The following is a 19,218-nucleotide window of genomic DNA, read 5'->3' as shown; positions in this document are numbered from 1 at the left end:
CTCATCGAACGATGATCCTCTTGCCTTCGCCTATCAGCCGAGAGAATGCGTCCCGCAATCCGGCGATGGCCTGGTCAAGTTGCTCTTCCGTCTCGATGCCGCCCGCGAAGAAGGGCGCAACGGAAACCGAGGCCAGCCGCTCCCCTTCGAGCAGCTCATGGACCCTTGAGATAGCCGCAGACAGGCGCCCGGCGCAGGCCTCGGTTTCCGACCGTAGATGAGCCAGATTCTCGGGTGCCCCGGCCCGCTCCGCACCCAGGCGCAAGGACCGCGAGACTTCCTCTTGCTGTGCCACATCCAGACGCTCCCAACCCGGAGTCGCATGCAGCACTTCGAGTGCGGTGAGGTGCGCGCCAACCCGAGCATCCAGTGCTTCGCTGAGCCGGCGTTGGAACTCCGCATCGATCACGGCGGCCGACTGATCGATGGTGGCCAGGTCGCGAAAGAAGGTCTCACGCTGGATGAGGTCTGCCAGGTCGGTTCCGCGGGTGGCGATCATGGGATCGAGGTCGGCTTCTCCACGGAGTGCCGGCATCCGGGCGAGTGCAGCTCTCGCCCGCTCGATATCGCGCAGTGCTGGCTCGGTCAGCACCTTGTCGAGCTCAGCCCCCCGGTGGATGGCGTCCTTGATGGATCGGTGGCCGGCAAGGAAGGTCGAGATTGCACTTTCATCGCCTGCCTTTCGGATCGCCCGCATCTGGCTCAGCGCATTGTCCAGCATCTCCGTACCGGGCAAGCGCGCCTCTCGCAGGACCCCGAGGACGCGGCCGAGCGGCTCCTCGTGGCGCTCCACTTCGGTGCGAAGCTGAGCCGCGAGAGTCGAGGCGCTCAGCTCCCGAATCTCGTTGCCGAAGGTGTCGCTGAAATGCGTCGCGGCTTCGGCAAGGACAGCAAAGTCGATACCCTTTTTGGGGCGGAAGTTAGCCGAGCGGAACAGGTTGTTGTTGGTGAAGCACTCTTTGGCCTGGACGGTGGTTGCTGATTCGATCGTCTGACCCTTACTCACCGCCTCCACACGGCCGGCCCGCAGCAGGCAAATGGCAAAGAGACGAACAGCCTCGAGGTCCCAGCCAAACGGCGCCTTGGCGAACTCATCCTCAAGAAACTTGCCGGTCGCCTGCTCGCCGTAGTTCGCCTTGGCTTCGATCTGTCCCATGATCTCCGATAACGGCGCGAAGTCAGTACGGAACACAGGCTTTCCCCTCTCGTCACGCAGCAGATTGAGCTGCGCGAAGACAGGGGGGAGGCCGGAGAGATTTGCCGCGGTAAGCAGCGCGTCCAGGCCCTTTCGGATTTCTGGAGCCTTGGCAGAGGCCTCCTGGAAACGGTCGTAGACTGTTGGAAGTGCCTGGCCGAGTACGGCCGATGCAGCCCTCCCGACATCGGTCACTGTCGGTTCGGGGGAGCGGTCGTTGCCTCGGAAGAAGACCTGGCCAGATAGACACGCTGTCCGGAGGCGCCGTCTCAACTCGTCCTGATGGCGCTTCTGGCGAACCTTCTCTTCGGCGATCAGCGTGGTCTCGTTCGCCGTCACCGCGCCGCGCGACTTTCGCTCGATCATTTGGGACGAGCGATACGCCTCGCGCGCCTCACGCTCGATATCTTCGTCGAGCGTCGCGACCCAGAAGACGCTCTTCTGTTCGAGCTGACTGCGGCGCCGAAGCTCGTCCGCGAGCTTCGCGGCCTCCGCTGCATCGTCGGCGAGTTGCAAGTTAAAGGTGATATCGCCCGCAATGGCTTCCGTGCCGTTGACCATCAAACCAGCACGAAACTGTTTGGTATCACCCAGGCTGAAAACTGGTTGTGGAGTCCAAAAGCCACTCAAGATCTCGGTGAGGATTCGCTTCCGATCTGCGCCCCTTAGGTCGATCCCGGTACGCGTCTGATCCCAATCATCTTCGGCGGGCGTCGGTATGCGATAGCCGCCCTCACCCAGACGCACCATCAGCGCCTTCTCGAGCTCGGCTAGAGCCTCTTTGACCGCGGTCAGGCGAGATTCTCCGTCGACCTTATCAAGCAAGGCGGCGGCAATATTCTCGGGTGTGCGATGAACTGTCTTCACGAACTGAAGCAGACAGACGACCTTCGCCACCGCCTGCGCGTCTGGGTGCGAAACCCGCTGCGGAATGGATGCGATCTTGGCGCGGATGTCGGACGCAATGTTGCCGTCGATCAGATCATAGACGTGATCCAGCCGAACGAGGGTGCCGGTTGGCTTTTCGGCAAGCTTTGTTGATGGGTTGATGAGAAGCTGCTGTGCGAGCTTGATGATCGTTCGGTTCGCACCGCCTACGTGCTTGCTGGCGCCGCCCTGTGTGCGGAGACCAGAGACGATGTCGATGATTAGGACAATTTGGTACGGCAGGAGCGGGTACAGGTCCACAAAAGCCTGCCGCCCCAGGTCCGGAAGGGTAATGTCGGCGGTGAGCCTCGAGTGTAGGGCGAGCCTGGCGCGGTGCTCGTCGAAGAGGCTCCCCAGCTCAGCTTCCGCCGCAGCGTTCTTGCGCAGCACCCGCTGACTGGTCACCTCAGAGATGTCTGACGGCTCGAGGTGAACCTGCAGCTCCTGCGGGAACCGATCCATTAGCCGGGCCAGCTCGATCCGCTTATCGTCGAGGCCACCGACGAGCTCGTTGAGCTTCTCCTGTGACGTGACCACGATCCAGTGTTTGCCGCGCCCTTTCACACCGAGCTGCTGCACAATCGCCTGCAGGTCGAGCATCTTCTGCACGTCGCGCGCGACAAACTGGCCGACCTCGTCCACGACGAACATCAACGAGTTGCCCGGCTTACGCCGCTTCATTAGCTCGACGATGCGGTCAGCGAGGCGGCCGGGAGTAATGTCGAGTTTTGGGCGACCGCGAGCCCAAGAGTCCTTCTGCGGAAAGACTTCGGGCATCATCAGATTGAGCGTTGCGCTTGCCTGACCCAGCGCAAACGCGAGCATCCCCTTTTCGGCGCTCCACGCTTTTCCATGCAGCTTCTGGAAGGCCGCCTCAAACTCGGTGAGACGTCCCTTTGCCTCGAGGTCAATCTCTAGCTCTGCCAGGTCAAGATCCTTTGCATAGCCAAGACTTTCCAAGAAGAGACGGTACATGATCTCCGTCATCATCTGGTTGCCGGACCGGATTCCCCGGTCGGTAGAGACGTCGAAAATTACCGTATGAGTTGGAATATGCTCGTTGATGCCTTTCAAGACCACGGTAAGCTTGTTGTCGCCAACGCGCTTGGATAAGCGCTCGGCTGCTCCGAGTCCGAGAACATCCCTGTTGCCGATAGACAGGCCCAGCATTTTTGCGAAGCTAGACTTTCCCGATCCGAAAAATCCCGAAACCCAGATCGCTATTCCCTCGTGGGGCTTCTGTGGTGTTTCAAGATAGCGTTCGAGAATGTCGCGGAAGTGTCGCTTGATCGCATCCGTTGCAATATAGTCTTCAATCTCCCCGGCCACTACTTCGGCGGCGTCCTGGTCGACCTTAATCACTTCCTCGATACGACGACCGATGTCACTGGCGAACAGGCTCGAGATTTGGCTCATGCGCTGGATATCCGTCAGAAGATCTTGGGGCGATAATTATGTTCTGCATCCAAAACCCCCATGAAGCGAAGGCCGGCTGCTCCGTCGAGGTCTCCCGGGTAGAACAGCACAGTCGGGGCAGCTACTCTGCCCTTTAGCTGTTCAAGTAGAGAGAATGTCCGATATGCAGGAAAAAGTGCCCCAGTCCTAACGATGAAGACTACATCTTTCGTCGGATCGGCATTTTCCGGCATTCGCTCTGCGACAATATTAACAAGCGGTTGATAATCTTCGAGAAGGTTCGTGATGGTTTGAACGGTTTCATCGACGCCGGCTTCCCGCTCGACTGCAAACCAGTCTTCTAGTGGCCTAGCTGCCGCCATGGCAGTGTGCAGGCACTGAGCAAGCGAGATGGACGTAACTCGCTTGCCGCCGTTCTCCAGGCGAGTGCGCAGACGGGCGACTGCCCCACGAAGTTCAAACTCGAACTCAGGGTCGTATCGGAAGATGGCGTAAGGCATATCGTGGTATGCGCTGATGCGCTCCCGCGGGTCAGACATCGCTAGGATGGGCTCAAGGCTATCCCGCAGACGCCTCTCCAACTCGATCATGCTGCCAAACCTTCGGCGAATTTGAGCGTGCTCTGATGAGGCAGGCTGACCTGTTGTAGGCTGCCTGCCACGTCGTACCGAAGCCGCTTGAACTGATGCAGACGAAGGAGTGCTGCGTGGACGTCGGCCGGCGACATGTACGAGAGCCGCCAGAGCGGGCTGTCGACGAGTCTTGCCGTGGAGCCCTCGATTTCGGTGATGAGGTGTGCATGGAAGAGGAGCGACGTGTCAGACAGCACGACGGTAGCGAAGGTCCTTGCGGGCCCGCCACCAACGAGCATCCCGAGGCTTGTAGCGGTTCGGATCAGATCGCGCGCCGTGCGGGTCAGGCCATAGTCGTTGAGTGAACGCGACGCACGCCGCGCCTTCCAGATTTCTGCAACGAATGGCTGAACATCCTCAACGCGGACTGCATAGCGCCCTTCCGCACGCTGGGCGTATAGCCACTCCACAGCAAATGATCGAAATGGCTCTTCACTGGCCCCGACCCAGAGCCTGTAGCAGTCGCGCCAATCGGTGAACGGCTGGCCCGCCTTTGCCAGAACTATCAATGCCCGAGCAGATTCCACTGAACGGAGGCGGCTGGAGAGCGTGGCGCTGACGTCGCGCAGCTTGCCCAGATTTCCATAACGGCCGGCGAGCCCCTTCTCGAGGTTCTGCTCCAGTGTTCCCTCGAAGGACCAGCCGAGGAAAAGCTCGTAGAACTCCTCGACTAAGGGATTGTTCAACAGGCGCTTGGACCAGGCGGTCGTCCAGGGCATCAGTCTGTGATCCTGGCGTACGGGACCACGGGCGAACCCTGAGCCCCCTTAGAGAAGCCAAGCGCCAGTTGAGCGACAACCCGGCGGTCGCCGGAAAAGCGGCCCGGCACAGCGACTGCACGACCACCAGCGATGGGCAATACGGCATTCAAAGCCACCACGTCCGATGTCTCAACGAGGTCTAGCTGCCGTAGAGCTGCAACCAGATCTGGAGAGGAAATGGCGGCAACGCTTGCGAAGAACGGCTTCCAGGAAGTCGCGTCCTCCAGCCAGCCTTCCCACTTCGCGTCAAAAGCATCCTCCAGGGCCTCCGGAAGGTCCCAGAGGGTTGCGGCTTCGTGGGACGCAAACACCTGGGCACACCGGGAGCGTGCTACTGCAATTACGCTTCGCGCCTGCGCAAAGTCGTGGGTACGAGGGAAACCTCTCGCGAGTACGGCTGCACCGGCGGTCCCGAGTTGGCGTTCCGTGTTCCACCAGCGGGCAAGGTCCATTTCGCCGCACCGGGCGACGGCGACGCGCAGCTTCAGTAGCCAGTCAAAATCAATTTCAGACGACCCCAACCTGCTCTCCCTCACCCGACTGGTGCCGCCCTGGAGGACGTGCGACCCCACACCGCCCGGCTGCAATTCGGTCACAGGCGCTCGAACGACGCTGGATCGCAACGGCTAGGGTTGGGCGAACATCTCCCCCTTGAAGCAAAGTATTTGTATGCGGAGTTTGAGCGGGGTGGAAGGCCGAAGGCTTGATTCCCGGCATTCGAGTGCCGTTTGGGTGCTCAATCGTACTTCGGAACGGCCCTATCTCGGGTTTCGGATTGGATGAGTGAGCTCCCGAATGTGGGTGCGCTGCCCTGGAGTGGCCCCCATCAAACCGGACATGGGGCTTGGTTGGTGGACTGCTGAGCGATGAACTCACGCGGCGAGCGCATGCGCAAGCCGGAGTGGGGGTGGATGGTGTTGTAGTCCTCGAACCAGGTGGGGATCTGCTGCAGGACGGAGATGGCGTCCGGCCTGGGGTTCACGCGGGCATAGTCGCGCTTGAGGGTTTTGACGAAGGCTTCGCAGACGCCGTTGCTTTCGGGGCTGTGGATCGGCGTGAAGCATGGAACGAGGTTCAGCGCGGCGGCGAAGTCGGTGGTCTCGCCAGCGGTGTAGGCGGAGCCGTTGTCGGCGAGCCACTGGACCGGCTGGGGGGCGCGGAGTGCATCGAAGCGCCGTTCGACGCAGTCGAGCATCATGTCGCGGATCATCTCGCCGGAGATGCCGCCCCCGGAGGTGGCGACCCAGGCGATGATCTCGCGGTCATGGGTGTCGATGGCGAAGGCGACGCGGACGACCTCGGCGTTCCAGCAGGGGATCTCAAGGCTGTCGGAAGCCCAGCGCTGATTGGAGGTGGGGGCGACGACGGTGCCCTCGTGGGCGCGGATCGGCCGCCTGCCGGTGTGGGGCTGAAGAAGCATTGAAGAGAGGCGCATGAGGCGGAAGATGCGCTTGTGATTGAGCGGTGGTTCGCCGGAGCTGCGCCTCGCGCGGTTGAGCAGCGCCGTGACGCGGCGATAGCCGTAGGTCGGGCGCGCGTCGGTAATGGTGCGGATCTCGGCCAGGACGGCCTCGTCCTCGGCGCGGTGATAGGGGCCGCGCCGCGGCCGCTCGGGATGCCGGAGCTGGTCGGCCAGGTTCGACCTGGCGACGCCGATCGTGTTGGCCACGGCCTTCACCGGGAACCGCCTGGTGGCGGCGACGGCAAGCGCAACGCGAGTTTTTTTGGGCGTGCCTGTTCGAGGGCCTCGCGCAGGATCTCGGTTTCCATGGTCTTGCGGCCGAGCAGGCGCTCGAGCTCGCGGACGCGGTTCTCGAGTTCCCGGACGCGACTGATCGGGACAACCTCCTCGTCGGCCCTGACCGCCTCCTGACCACCCTCGGCCATGTGCCGCCTCCATTGGAACAGCAGGCTGGGGGAGACGCCATGGAGCCGAGCGACGGTGGAGACCGTCATGCCGGGCTGCATGGTCTGCTCGACCACCGCACCTTTTCCTCGGCAGTGTAGCGTCGGCGGCGCTGGATGCCGGTGATGATTTCAACGCGCTCGATGGGCTTCGACATAGGCGCATGCCTAGGCTTGAACCTAGGCCCTCCAGGCTATGCCGCCTGTCCGGTCGAATTGGGGGCCGCTCCAAATTGGTCAAAGCGGCGGTTGCACGTCCGCCACACAACGAGGGCGACGTCGCTAGCTCACGACCCCGAGACCGGCTGTTGGGCGCACGCGATCAGCGACGGTGGCCCGTTGATTTGGGCGCTCCCCCAAGCGGCGTGGGGGTTCTTAGCTATGGCGTTCTCCGTAGTGGCGCCGGTGCTCGTCAAGGACCAGTGATTGCGCCGCCTCCATTTGTCGTTAGCAAGCACGTCTCTTTGACGTCGACCTCGCGGTCCCCTCAGAGCGCTACCTTTCAGTCAATCTAGGCAATATCCACCTCACGCTAGCGCGAAAGTCTCGTTCGACCCTCGCGTGCCGCAGGGTCGCATCACTACGAGACGCGAGCGACCGTTTGTAACCGGTCGCACCTCCTCCGCCATCCATGATTGGCCCATTGGGGGTCAGCGATGGAACGCCGGCCCCTTCGTCGGTTCTCAGGCGGTGCAATCGCGGGAGACCTTTCTCCCCTGCCCGAACACCACGAAGCTGACCGCCGCCAGCAGCCAGACGCTGACGCCGCCATAGAGCATCACCTGGCCGAAGCCGTCAGCCAGGGCGTGATGGACGACCGCGTCCGATACCTCCTGTCCCGACGAGCCGGCCGTACCGGCGGCGATCCTCTCCGCGAGGAAGCGAAGGGTGGAGGCATCCGTATCGGGGGGAAGGTTCGCCCGGAGCGAAGACAGCACGCCCTCGACGAGGATGAAGCCCATGACCGGGATGTTGAGGGCCAGCGAGATCATGCGCGCACTCATATCGATGCCCGAGGCCATGCCGGAACGCGCGGCGGGAACCGCGCCCGTGGTCGTATTGGTGACCGGCGTGTTGGTCAGCCCAAGCCCGATACCTGCCAGGATGCAGCCCGGCAGCATGGTCAGCCAGTTCGCATTCTCGGCGCCGCTGCCGAGCTTCATCAGCATGAAGCCGAGGCCGATCGTGAACAATCCGGCCGGAATCACGAGGCGAGGCTGATAGCGCAGCGACAGGCGCTCAGCCAGCGGCGGCACGACCAGCGCCGGCAAGGTGTAGGCGAGCAGCCCCAGGCCGGCGGCGACGCTGTCATAGCCAAGCCCCGCCTGGAACCAGATCGGCAGGTAGATCATGAAGGGCCAGAAGCTGATGTTCATCGCCACCGAGCCGATAATCGCACCGGAAAACAAGCGGATGCGGAACACCGAGAAGTCGAACATGGGCCTCGAGGTGACTTTCTCCGCGATGATGAAGGCCCCGAAACTCACAGCCGCGACAGCCAGGATCGAAAGGGCCGTTGGGCTATCGAAGCCGAGCTCCGGCCCCTGGGTGATGAAGAAGGCGAGGCAGAAAACCGCCACCGACAGCGTGACCATCCCCATGAGGTCGAGACGGGTCGCTTCCGGATCGCGTGATTCACGCACTCCTCCGAGCGTCAGCAGCAAGGTCACGAGGCTGAGCGCCACATGGACGAGGAACACCCATTCCCAGCTCCACAGCGCGACGATGGCGCCTCCGATGATGGGGCCAAACCCCAGCCCCACGCCCGAAACGACACCCCACCAGCCGAAGGCCATGCCGCGCTCGCCGGCCGTGCGGAACTGATGCGAGAGAATGGCGATCTGGCACACCAGCATGGCGCCGCCGCTCAGACCCTGAAGGAAGCGGGCGCCGATCAACACGGGGACGCTTTCGGTGATGCCGCAGGCCAGCGACGCCAATCCGAAGGCGATGATACTGACGACGAAGACGGCTTTGCGCCCAAAGCGGTCGGCCAGCGCGCCTGTCGCCATCAGCACCATCGTCACGCCGATGGTGTAGGCGTTCATGATCCATTGAAGCTGCCTGAAATCCGCGTGCAGCACCTGCTCCAATGTCGGCAGGATCGCCGGTACGCTGGAGATTTCCAGCCCGAACATCAGCGCCGAGAGGCAAACGGCCGCAAGCGCCAGGGCGCTCCGGTGATCGGTGGATGTAGCTGCGGCCAAGGTCATGGTCCGGTCTTTCGCCATGGAGGACGGCAACAGCGAAACCTGGTCGTGGCGCGCTGCTGGCTCGATGGACCGGGAGATAGCGATGCCTTGACCACAACTGAATTGGATGCTTGTCTATTTCAAAGACAACAAATTCGGATGATTGCATGGCCACCCTGGACGTTGAGGCGGTTCAGGCCTTCGTCACCATCGCCGATCTGCAGAGCTTCACCCGTGCCGCGGAGGCGCTCGGGACGACGCAGGGCGCCATCAGCGTGAAGCTGAAGCGGCTTGAAGATCGGCTCGGCCAGCGGCTCATCGAACGGACGCCGCGCTCCGTGCGCCTTTCGGCGTCAGGCGCCCAGTTCCTCGTGGGCGCGCGCGAATTCCTTGCCGCTCACGACCGGGCCGTCGCCGGTCTTTCCGAAGGGCGCCGCCGCTTCAGCCTCGGCATCGCCGCCCATGTCGCGGGGCCGGAGGTCCCTACCCTCCTGGCCCGGCTCAATGCCCACGATCCCGGCCTGACCATCGAGGTGCAGATGGACAATTCGCGCGTGCTGCTGGACGCCTTCGATCGGGGCGAGCTCGACGCCGCCATCATCAGGCGCGAGGACGACCGGCGGGATGGCGAGGTGCTAGGGGCAGAGCATTTCGGCTGGTTCGCTGCCCCGCAATTCGATCACCGCCAGGGCGAGCCGTTGCGGCTGGCCGCACTCGCCCCCGCCTGCGGCGTGCGCGACATCGCCGCCCGCGCGCTCGACACGGCTTCCATCCCCTGGGTGGAGGTTTTCCTGGGGGGTACGTCATCGATGGTGTCGGCCGCCGTTTCAGCGGGCCTCGCCATCTCGGCCTTCTCCTGCCGTCTGGCCCCGCCCGGCACGATCGAGGTGAGCCAGCGCTTCGGCCTGCCGCCGCTGCCGTCCACCGAGATCGTGATGTTCTCCACGCTCACCGATGCTTCATCCCGAGAGGCCTTGCGCGCCCTGGCCACCGGCTTCCGCGAGCATCGGCCGAGCTCGTAGGGAGCACGCCTTGGCTTGTTCGTTGCCTGGCCTTAGCCGGCGGCTGACCGCCGCTCGGTGCGACGGCCGACTATAGGAGCGTGCCGTGGCTCACTTAGGAATAGGACCGAAGTACACGAAGGCGGCGCGGAGCAGTGCGCAGCGCGCCGCTCGACAGCTCCCGGCAGCGTCGCTGCCCTGCTCCTGATCGTCACAACCGCGCGGCACGCCGCGCGGTGAACAGGCCTATCGCGGGCGGGAGCGCGAAGGCGCCGAAGAGCCAAAGCGCGGCATTGGCCGTGCCGGCCACGCCCCCCGGCTCGATCAGCCCGCCGGCATTCACCACCATGCCCGCCAGCGCCGCGCCGATCGCGGTCGCGAAGAGCTGAACCGTCGTGATCGATGCCCCGGCAAGCTCCTGCTCGCTCGGCCGCGCCGCCTTCAGCACGCCGGTCAGCAGATGCGGCCAGGCCAGGCCCACGCCCAGGCCGATGGCGACAAGCGCCACGCAGATCGGCGCCAGCTCCACCCAGGAACCGCTGCCCGCCCGCGGGGCAAGAATGGCCAGGACGAGCATGCCCGTGACCTGCAGGATCGGCGCGGCCAGGATCATGCGGCCCACGCTCCGTCCCCCGACGCCCGAGCTGGTGACCGAGCCGATGGTCCAGCCCGCGGCCATCAGCGCGGCCAGATAGCCCGCCATCAGCGGCGGTTGCTGATGCAGCACCTGCAGGAAAAGCGGCACGAAGATCTCGCCGCTCGTGACCGTCACGGCCAGCAGGCACATGGTCGCATAAAGCGCGGCGATGGACGTGCCCGGCGTGAGGGAGCCATGCGGCAGCAGCTTCTTCCCGGCACGGCGTTCCACCAGGACCAGCAGCGCGGAGAGAAGGCCCGCCGCGACGATCCCGGCAACGTTCCGCAGCAGATCCGGCGAGGTGCTGCCGGCCGAGATGGCGAGGACGGCCGCCACCAGCAGGAGGATCTGCGGAAAGGGTATCGAGGACTTCCGGCCCGGCTCGGCGTCGCGCCCTGGCAGCACCGCTGCGGCCAGCAGGGCAAAGAGCAAGGCCGCCGGCGCCAGCGACCAGAAGGCGGCCCGCCAGATGCCGAGCTCGGCGAAGATGCCGCCGACCGCCGGCCCGACCAGCGTCGCGACGCCCCACATGCCCGAGACAAGCGCCATGGCGCGCGGCCACAGCGTCGGCTCGAAGACGACGCGGATCATCGCGTAGGCCAGCGCGAAGAGGAAACCTCCGCCGAGGCCCTGGATGAGCCGGCCGAACAGCATGACGGGCATCGAGGGCGAGACCGCGCAGATCAGCGCGCCCAGGGCAAAGATCACGGCCCCGGTCGCATAGGCGCCCCGGGGCCCGGCCACCTGAAGCAGCTTCGCCGAAAGCGCGGAGCCCAGGATGGAGGCCACCACGAACACCGTCGTGTTCCAGGCGTAGAGGTCCAGTCCGCCGATATCCTGGACGACGGAGGGAAGGATGGTGGTCGCGATATAGATATTGATCGCGTGGAGGACGACGCCGCCGGCCAGCGCCAGCGAACGCACACCGTTTGTCCCGGACAGCAGCGCTCCCCAGCCCATCCCGGGAGAAGAGGCAGGATGTCGATCGGCCTGGGCGTTGGGAATACTCATGTCAGCTCCACTTACATTCTCGCCCTTGACCCAGGCGAGAGCCTGCACGGGCAAGCCGACATGCCTCCTAGAACCTCAACTCCGGTTGAGGTCAATGCCCTCCCGACCTGGCTAGCCCTTCCGAGTGCCGCGCCCGCCATGCCTCAAGATGCGCGCCACCAAGCCCATGTATCTCAGGCAGCATTGGCCTTTCGGATACTTAATAATATCGCGGCTACTTCGTTCTTCGTTGACACTCCCTCCCCCGGACACGGAGCATCGCTTCCCAGCCCCGCCGCCAAGAGCGGGTTTCAGGAACGCGCCCATGAACATCACCCGCCGTCGAGCGGCCCTCGGGAGCCTCGCCAGCCTCGCCGCGCCGCGCCTGGCCACCGCCCAATCCTATCCGACACGCCCGATCCGCATCGTGATCCCCTATGCGGCGGGCGGCGGCTCGGATTCCGTGGGCCGGCTCTTCTATGCCCGCCTTTCCGAGGCACTGGGCCAGCCCATCGTCATCGAGAACCGCGGTGGCGGAGGTGGGACGATCGGCGCCAACGCCGTCGCCCGCGCGGCCAATGACGGCTACACGCTGCTGCACGATACTTCCGCCTTCGCGGTGAACCCCTTCCTCCTGCCCAGCCTTCCCTATGACGCCGTGCGGGATTTCACGCCGATCTTCCTCGCGGCCACGGTGCCGACCATGCTGACCGTCCATCCCTCGGTGGAGGCACGCACGGTCCCGGAGCTGATCGAGCTGGTGAAGCGCACGCCCGGGGGCGTCGAATGCGCCAGCGCCGGCAACGGCACCATGCAGCATCTGGGGCTTGAGCTCTTCCGCCTGCGGACCGGCGCGCCCCTCAACCATGTTCCCTATCGCGGTGGTGCGCCGGCGGTGAGCGACCTCATCGGCGGGCAGATCAAATATGCCTTTGTGGATGGGGCGGCGATCCTGCCCTTCCTCCGTGCCGGCCAGGTGCGCGCGCTGGCGCATAACGGCACCGGCCGTCTGGCTGCCCTCCCCAATCTGCCGGCCATGTCGGAATTCATCCCGGATTTCGAGGCCGTGGTGTGGAACGGGCTGATCGCCCCGGCCGGCACGCCGGAACCGGTGATCCGGCGCCTGAATACCGAGCTGAACGGCATGCTCGGCGACCCGCATTTCGTCGAACGGCTGGACGGCATGAACATGGCCACCCGCCGCAACACGCCCGAGGAGTTCCGCAGCTTCCTCGCGGCCGAGATGCAGCGCTGGGGCACCGTCGTGCGCGAGGCCAGGATCACCGTCGGCTGAGGCGGAACCTCAGCTACCGGGTGGCGAGCTCCAGGTAGATGGTCTCCAGTTCCCGGCAGAGCGAGGCTGGATCGCAGGCGGGGCTGGCCGCCAGCGCCGCCCGCTGTCCCGCGCGGCGTTCGGCCAGGCCCTGGGGATCCTGCGTCAGTGCCACTGCCGTCTCCACGAAGGAGGCGATGTCCGGCGCCACGTATCGGCCGAGCCCGGCGGCCATCAGGATCGAACGGCTGGTGCGCCCGGCCCAGCGATCGCCGTTGATGGTCAGCACCGGGACGCCCTGCCACAGCGCCTCGGCCGTGGTGGTGCCGCCGTTATAGGGGAAGCTGTCGAGCGCCAGGTCGATCCGCCCGTAGGTCGCCAGGAATTCGTCATGCGTGCCGCTGCCCTCGAGCGCGATCCGCTCGGCCGGGACCCCGTGGATGGCAAAGCGCGCCAGCAGGTCGGCCCGATTGGAGGCATGGTCCAGCGCCCGGTTGCGCATAAGAAGCCGCGCCGACGGCACGGCCCGCAGCACGGCCGACCACGCCTCGATCGTGGGGTCGGTCAGCTTGTAGGCCGAGTTGAGGCTGCCGAAGGTGACGTGCCCTGCCTCCAGGCAGGGCGGCGGAGTGACGGGCGGCGTGGAGTAGAAGAAGTCAAAGGGCAGATAGGTGTGTGCAACGCGGCGGACGGGCTCGCTGCAGAACTGCTCCTCCTCCGGCGGAATGCTCCAGCCGTCGCCGATCAGGGCATCGAGGCCGGGAAATCCCGTGGTGCCGTACATGCCGTTCCAGGCGATCTGCACCGGGGCCGCGCGGTGCAGCAGCAGTGGCAGTCGTGCCTGGTGGCTGTAGCCGTTCAGGTCGACGAGCACGTCGATCCCGGCTTCCGCGATGTGCCCCGCCAGCTCCGCATTGGGCAGGCCGCCCACCTCCCAGATCCGATCCTCGGGATGGTCGCGATAGCCGGCCTCCACGCTGGGCGGCGCGCCGTCGGCGATAAGGTGCAGCTCGAAGCGATCGCGGTCATGGGCGTTGAGGACGCCCATATACATCTTCATCCAGTTCTTCTCGTGGAAGAAGGCGCCGTAATAGGCAAGCCGCAGCTTTGCGCCCGGCCGCCGCGCCGGTGCGAGAGGCGTGACGGCCGCCGCCTCCGCCTCGGCCCAGTAGCGCCGGATCTCCCGGATGGCGGCATTGCCCAGCACCGGATCGCCCGGCGCGATCACCGCGAGGTTCCGGAGCGCCGCGGCGCGCGTCGCCTCGTCGCCCTCGCGCCAGGCGCGGGCATATTCGCGCACCGCCTCGGTCACATGACCCAGCGCGAAGAGCGCCTTTCCGAGGTTGACCCGCAGCGTCGCCTCTTCGCCACGGAGCTTGAGCGCGCGCCGCAGTGCGGGGATGGCCTGCCCATACTCCTGGCGCGAGGCGGCGGCATGGCCCAGACCGTTCCAGGCCTCGAAGCAGTCCGGATCGGCGGCGAGGACCTCCTCATAGCCGCCGATCGCCTCGGCGTGGCGGCCGGAAAGATGGAGCCGGTCGGCTTCGGCGAGGCGGGGGTGATCCATGGCCGGAAGGTTTAGAGCGCGATCCGCCGCCATGGAATGACCGGGCGGCGGATCGCTCCGCTCAGGCCGGGAAAGGGAACTTGTCGAGATAGGGCTGGTATTCGGGCTCCACGTCGATCGCGAGGCTCGCCAGGGTGCGCACCACTGCGCAGTAGAAGGCGGCCGTGACCGTCAGGTCCACCATCGCCTCGTTGTCGAAATGCTGCTGCAGCTCGGCGAAGGTCCCGGCCGACATGCCGCCGGCATAGACCTCGCGCGCGCCCTTCAGCACCAGTTTCGCCAGAGGCTCCAACCCGTTGGGCTTGCCGTCCGTCTCGGCGATGAGGGCCGTGACATCCTCGTCCGTGACGCCGAAGTCGTGGCCGATCTTCACGTGATGCGACCATTCGTAGGGCGAGCGCGCCAGCCAGCCCACCTGCAGGATCGCGAGCTCGCGCAGCCGCGGATCAAGCTTCATGCCGTAGCGGATGTACTGGCCGAGCCCGCTGAAGGCCCGCGCCGCGCCGGGGCTGTTCACCAGGCAGCGGTGCAGCGTGATCATGCGCTTCAGCAGCGGCCGGTCGGCCTCGGCCAGATCCTCCGGGTTGAGATAGGGCAGTCGGGCCATGGGGCGTCCTCCTTGGGTTCTTGCCCGCAGCCTGCGGGCTCGCCCGGGGATTGAACAGACGGCCCGTGCGCTTTGACCGCAATGGCATTCCGGCACAGATTGTTTGCAAAGATAATTTCAGGAAACGGTCCGATGAACCAACGTGATACGGCGCTCACGCGCCGAGCCGCCCTGGGCGGCTCGCTCCTGCTGGCGACACCACGAATCGGCCGCGCCGCCCCCTTCCCGGATCGCGCCCTTCGCCTGCTGGTCCCCTATGGCGGCGGCGGGCAGACCGACATCGTCTCCCGCGTCACGGCCGATGCCCTGCAGCAGCGTCTCGGCCAGGCGGTGGTCGTGGACAACCGGCCCGGCGGCGCGGGCAATGTCGCGGCCGAGGCGCTCGTGCGCTCGCCGGCCGACGGCTACACCATGATGACCGCGACGATGGGGACGAATAGCGGGCTGAACGCGCTGCTCTACCGCAACCTCACCTATGATTGGGAGAAGGACTTCCTGCCGATCGGCCAGTTCTGCTCCACGGCGCATGCGCTGGTCGTGCACCGCTCCATCCCGGCCGAGGACTTCCCCTCCCTCGTCGGCTGGATCCGTCAGAACCCGGGCAAGTTCAACTTCGCCTCGGCCGGCGTCGGCGCCAGCACGCATCTGCTGATGGAGGATATCGGCGGGCGCCTCGGCCTCGACATGGTGCACGTGCCCTACCGCCAGAGCACCCAGGCCATGACGGACCTCCTCTCCGGCCGCATCCATGCCCGCTGCATGGGCCTGCCCGAGGCCGAGACGGTCCGGAACGTGGCCAGCGTCCGCGCGCTGGGCATCACCAGCGCCGAGCGGCGCGACGCCTGGCCGGGCGTGCCGACGGTCGCCGAGACACTGCCCGGCTTCACCGGCCTGGCGCATTTCGGTATCACCGTCCGCACCGGCACGCCGCCCGAAGCCGTCGCGCGCATCTCGGCCGCGCTGAACGATGCGCTGGACGATCCTCGCGTGAAGGCCGGATATGAGCGCGTCGGCGCCGACATCGCCCCCCGCAACACGCCCGAGGACTTCTACCGCGTGACCCGCGCCGATGCCGCCCGCTGGGGCAGCCTCATCCAACGTCTCAACCTGGTGGCCGACTGAACATGGATTTCTTCGAAGCAATCGAGGCCGTGAAGCGCGACTGGCTGGGCCATGTCCGCGTCTCGGAGGACGACGTCTCGCCCAGCATGCTGCGCCGGATCGCGGCCATGCTGGACTACGATCCCGACTCCTTCCCGCGCGGCACGAACCTGCCGCCGCACTGGTTCAGCATGTTCTGCTGCGAAAGCGCGATGCAGAGCGACATCGGCCCCGATGGACACCCGAACAAGGGCGTGATCCTGCCGCCCATCCCCCTGCCCCGCCGCATGGGTGCCGGCCGCCGGGTCCGCATGCCCGGCCGGCTGCATGTGGGCGACACGCTGGTGAAGAAGGCCGAGGTCGCGGCCATCGAGCCCAAGCGGGCGCGCACCGGCATCATCTGCGTCCTCACCATGCGCAACACCTATGAGGTGGGGAACCAGGTGATCGCGATCGACGAGTTCGACGCCGTCTATCGCGAGGCGGTGCCGGCGGGCACGACCTCGCCGGTCAATCCCGGCACGCCCGCGCCGACCGATGCGGCCTGGACCGTGGAGAAGCACCTGCCGAGCCCGCTGGTCTTCCGCTACTCGGCCGTGACCTGGAACGCCCATCGCATCCATTACGATGCCGACTATTCCCGCACCGAGGAGGGCTACCCCAACACGGTGCAGAATGGCGGGCTGACGATGCAGCTGCTGCTGGACGCCGCCGTCCAGAACGCGCCGGCGCATCGGCTGGTCTCCGTCGATGCGCGGCTGACGCGGCCGATCTATGTCGGCGACACCATCACCCTCTCCGGCCACGCCCTGACCGAGGATTGCCGCATGAACGTCTGGGTGGCGGATCGCGAGGGTAAGCTCTGCGCGCAGATGGATCTGGAGTTCACATGAGCGGCCCCCTTGCCGGCGTGAAGGTGGTGGACCTCACCACCGTCGTCGTCGGCCCCATCTGCACGCGGACCCTGGCCGACCAGGGCGCCGAGGTCATCAAGGTCGAGGCGCCGGGCGGCGACATCCTGCGCTACCTGGCGGCCGGCAGCCGCACCCCGGCCATGAGCGGCAAGTTCATCAACTTCAACCGCAACAAGCGCAGCATCGGCCTCGACTTCAAGCAGCCCGAGGGGCTGGCCGCGATGAAGGCCCTCATCGCCGAGGCGGACGTGTTCGTGAGCAACGTCCGCCCCTCGGGGCTGGTGCGCGCGGGGCTGGACTTCGCCTCGCTGCAGGCGGCCAATCCCCGGCTGATCCATTGCAGCATCCTCGCCTTCGGGCGCGGCGGCCGCTACTTCAACCGGCCTGCCTACGACCCCGTGATCCAGTCCATGTCGGGCGTGGCCGCCACCTTCGAGCGCGCGACCGGCGAGCCTCGCTTCGTGCCCATGGTGATGACCGACCACACGACCGGCCTCATCGCCGCGCAGAGCATCGGCTTCGCCCTTTACCGCCGCGAGAAGACCGGCCTGGGCGAGGCCATCGAGGTGCCCATGTTCGAGAACATGGCGAGCTTCGTCATGACGGAGCACCTCGGCGCCGCCACCTTCGAGCCGCCCGAGGGGCCGACCGGCGATGGACGCCTGCTCAGCCCCTATTACCGTCCCCTTCCCACCAAGGACGGCTACATCACGGCCCATCCGAACAACAACGCCCAGGCCTTCGCCTTCCTGGACGCCATCGGCCGGCCGGAGCTCAAGGAAGATCCGCGCTTCTGCTCGCCCATCGCGCGCACGCACCATGCCGCCGAGTTCTTCGAGCTCCGCTGCGAGGCGCTGAAGGCGAAGACCACGGCCGAATGGGTCGAGATCTTCACCGCCGCCGACGTGCCGGTCGCGCCCTACAGCACCATCGACGACCTGCTGGACGACCCGCATCTGCAGGAGGTCGGCTTCTGGAATTTCGACGAGCATCCGACCGAAGGCCGGATCCGTCGCACCAGCGTCGCCAACCGGTTCAGCGGCGGCATGCGCGAGGAGACCCTGCCCGCGCCGCAGCTCGGCCGGAATACCCGTGAGGTCCTCGCCGAGCTCGGCTGGGACGAGGCGCGCATCGCGGCCATGCTCGATTCCGGCGCCGCCTTCGAAGGAGTGAAATAGATGTCCGCGCCCAACTGGCGTTCCCTGCTCTTCGTCCCCACGACCTCCGAGCGCTTTGTCGCCAAGGCGCATACCCGTGGGGCGGACGTCATCATCCTCGACCTCGAGGACAGCATCCCGCCGGGCGAGAAGCAGGCGGCGCGCGACGCCCTGCCCGCCGCCGCGCGGACGCTGAAGCAGGCCGGCGTCGAGGTCTGCGTGCGCATCAACCGGCCCATGGAGATGTCCGTCATCGACATCGCCGCGGCCGTGATGCCGGAAGTCTCGTCCCTCATGCTCCCCAAGCTCATGGGCCCGGAGCATGTGAAGCTGCTGAGCGAGATCGTCGCCGCCCGCGAGGTGCTGCTCGACCTGCCGCGCGGCCATACGCGCTTCATCGGCATGGTGGAGACACCCCAGGCCCTGGGCCAGCTCCAGGCCATCGCGCTGGCCGATCCCCGGATGGCGGCGATCGGCATCGGCAGCGAGGACCTCTCCACCGAGCTGGAGGCCGTGCCGGGCGCCGACAGCATGTATGTCTTCGGCATGATGGTGGTGGCCGCTGCCCGCGGTGCCGGCATCCTGCCGCTCGGTTCCGTGGGCGCCTTCGCCGATTTCTCGGATCTCGAGGGCTACCGGGCCTCGCTGAAGCGGTCCCGCCAGCTGGGCTTCGGCTGCACCGCCTGCATCCATCCGCTGCACGTGCCCATCATCAACGAGGAATACGGCCCCTCGCCGGCCGAGGTGGATCGCGCCCGACGCCTGATCCAGGCCTTCGACGAGGCCTTGATCCAGGGCCTCGGTGCCGTGGCCTTCGAGGGCGCGATGATCGACCTGCCGGTCGTGGAACGCGCGCGGAAGGTACTGGCGCGGGCGCGCTGACGTCGCATGCAACGGGGCGGTTCCCGCCCCGTTGGAACGACCATGGAAACGCGTGAGGCCG

At 65.9% G+C, this 19,218-nt stretch carries 14 protein-coding genes and 1 pseudogene; 6 read left to right on the top strand and 9 right to left on the bottom strand.

Going from position 1 to position 19,218, the window contains the following annotated elements; translation table 11 throughout:
• Position 1: 1 nt before the first annotated feature.
• The 6 genes and pseudogenes from brxC to KHU32_RS11220 form a co-directional block, all read right to left on the bottom strand.
• A complete protein-coding gene (brxC, locus tag KHU32_RS11245; RefSeq protein ID WP_213670186.1) occupies positions 2-3,538 on the bottom strand; it encodes a BREX system P-loop protein BrxC in 3,537 nt (1,178 codons plus the stop codon).
• 14 nt (positions 3,539-3,552) lie between these two features.
• The gene (locus KHU32_RS11240) at positions 3,553-4,128 is read right to left on the bottom strand and encodes a BREX protein BrxB domain-containing protein (protein WP_213670185.1); all 576 of its coding nucleotides are present in this window, start codon (positions 4,126-4,128) and stop codon (positions 3,553-3,555) included.
• A complete protein-coding gene (locus KHU32_RS11235) occupies positions 4,125-4,889 on the bottom strand; it encodes a hypothetical protein (RefSeq protein WP_213670184.1) in 765 nt (254 codons plus the stop codon). Before KHU32_RS11235 ends, KHU32_RS11240 begins: the two co-directional genes overlap by 4 nt.
• Entirely contained in the window at positions 4,889-5,527 is a 639-nt protein-coding gene (locus KHU32_RS11230) for a BrxE family protein (RefSeq protein WP_213670183.1), read from the bottom strand. The genes KHU32_RS11235 and KHU32_RS11230 overlap by 1 nt, the downstream gene beginning before the upstream one ends.
• A 230-nt stretch (positions 5,528-5,757) precedes the next feature.
• Positions 5,758-6,994, bottom strand: a pseudogene (locus tag KHU32_RS11225) (IS3 family transposase).
• A gap of 525 nt (positions 6,995-7,519) precedes the next feature.
• Positions 7,520-9,049, bottom strand: a complete 1,530-nt coding sequence (locus tag KHU32_RS11220) for an MFS transporter (protein ID WP_213670182.1) — start codon at positions 9,047-9,049, stop codon at positions 7,520-7,522.
• Positions 9,050-9,195: 146 nt separating this feature from the next.
• Between KHU32_RS11220 and KHU32_RS11215 the strand changes: the two genes are divergently transcribed.
• Positions 9,196-10,050: a LysR family transcriptional regulator gene (locus tag KHU32_RS11215; protein ID WP_213670181.1), complete on the top strand. Its 855-nt coding sequence runs from the start codon at positions 9,196-9,198 to the stop codon at positions 10,048-10,050.
• 190 nt (positions 10,051-10,240) lie between these two features.
• Here the strand turns inward: KHU32_RS11215 and KHU32_RS11210 are convergent, their stop codons facing one another.
• A complete protein-coding gene (locus KHU32_RS11210) occupies positions 10,241-11,677 on the bottom strand; it encodes an MFS transporter (protein WP_213670180.1) in 1,437 nt (478 codons plus the stop codon).
• 304 nt (positions 11,678-11,981) lie between these two features.
• Here KHU32_RS11210 and KHU32_RS11205 point away from each other — a divergent pair, with 304 nt between their 5' ends.
• Entirely contained in the window at positions 11,982-12,950 is a 969-nt protein-coding gene (locus tag KHU32_RS11205; protein WP_213670179.1) for a Bug family tripartite tricarboxylate transporter substrate binding protein, read from the top strand.
• A gap of 13 nt (positions 12,951-12,963) precedes the next feature.
• On the opposite strand, the gene KHU32_RS11200 is transcribed toward KHU32_RS11205, so the two are convergent.
• Complete coding sequence (locus KHU32_RS11200; protein WP_213670178.1) at positions 12,964-14,496, bottom strand: O-linked N-acetylglucosamine transferase, SPINDLY family protein; 1,533 nt, start codon at positions 14,494-14,496, stop codon at positions 12,964-12,966.
• A 61-nt stretch (positions 14,497-14,557) separates the two neighbouring features.
• Entirely contained in the window at positions 14,558-15,103 is a 546-nt protein-coding gene (locus KHU32_RS11195; protein WP_213670177.1) for a carboxymuconolactone decarboxylase family protein, read from the bottom strand.
• A 132-nt stretch (positions 15,104-15,235) separates the two neighbouring features.
• Here KHU32_RS11195 and KHU32_RS11190 point away from each other — a divergent pair, with 132 nt between their 5' ends.
• The 4 genes from KHU32_RS11190 to KHU32_RS11175 are packed head-to-tail and all read left to right on the top strand — an operon-like array spanning position 15,236 to position 19,157.
• A complete protein-coding gene (locus KHU32_RS11190; protein WP_213670176.1) occupies positions 15,236-16,225 on the top strand; it encodes a Bug family tripartite tricarboxylate transporter substrate binding protein in 990 nt (329 codons plus the stop codon).
• A gap of 2 nt (positions 16,226-16,227) precedes the next feature.
• Positions 16,228-17,097: an FAS1-like dehydratase domain-containing protein gene (locus KHU32_RS11185; protein WP_213670175.1), complete on the top strand. Its 870-nt coding sequence runs from the start codon at positions 16,228-16,230 to the stop codon at positions 17,095-17,097.
• Positions 17,094-18,296, top strand: a complete 1,203-nt coding sequence (locus tag KHU32_RS11180; protein WP_213670174.1) for a CaiB/BaiF CoA transferase family protein — start codon at positions 17,094-17,096, stop codon at positions 18,294-18,296. Before KHU32_RS11185 ends, KHU32_RS11180 begins: the two co-directional genes overlap by 4 nt.
• The gene (locus KHU32_RS11175) at positions 18,297-19,157 is read left to right on the top strand and encodes an HpcH/HpaI aldolase/citrate lyase family protein (protein WP_213670173.1); all 861 of its coding nucleotides are present in this window, start codon (positions 18,297-18,299) and stop codon (positions 19,155-19,157) included.
• The last annotated feature ends 61 nt before the right edge of the window (positions 19,158-19,218 follow it).

It is taken from the genome of Roseococcus pinisoli (assembly GCF_018413645.1).
GTDB lineage: Bacteria > Pseudomonadota > Alphaproteobacteria > Acetobacterales > Acetobacteraceae > Roseococcus > Roseococcus pinisoli.
The sequence above is the reverse complement of the archived record's forward strand: the minus strand, read 5'-3'. Positions and strand labels throughout refer to the sequence as shown.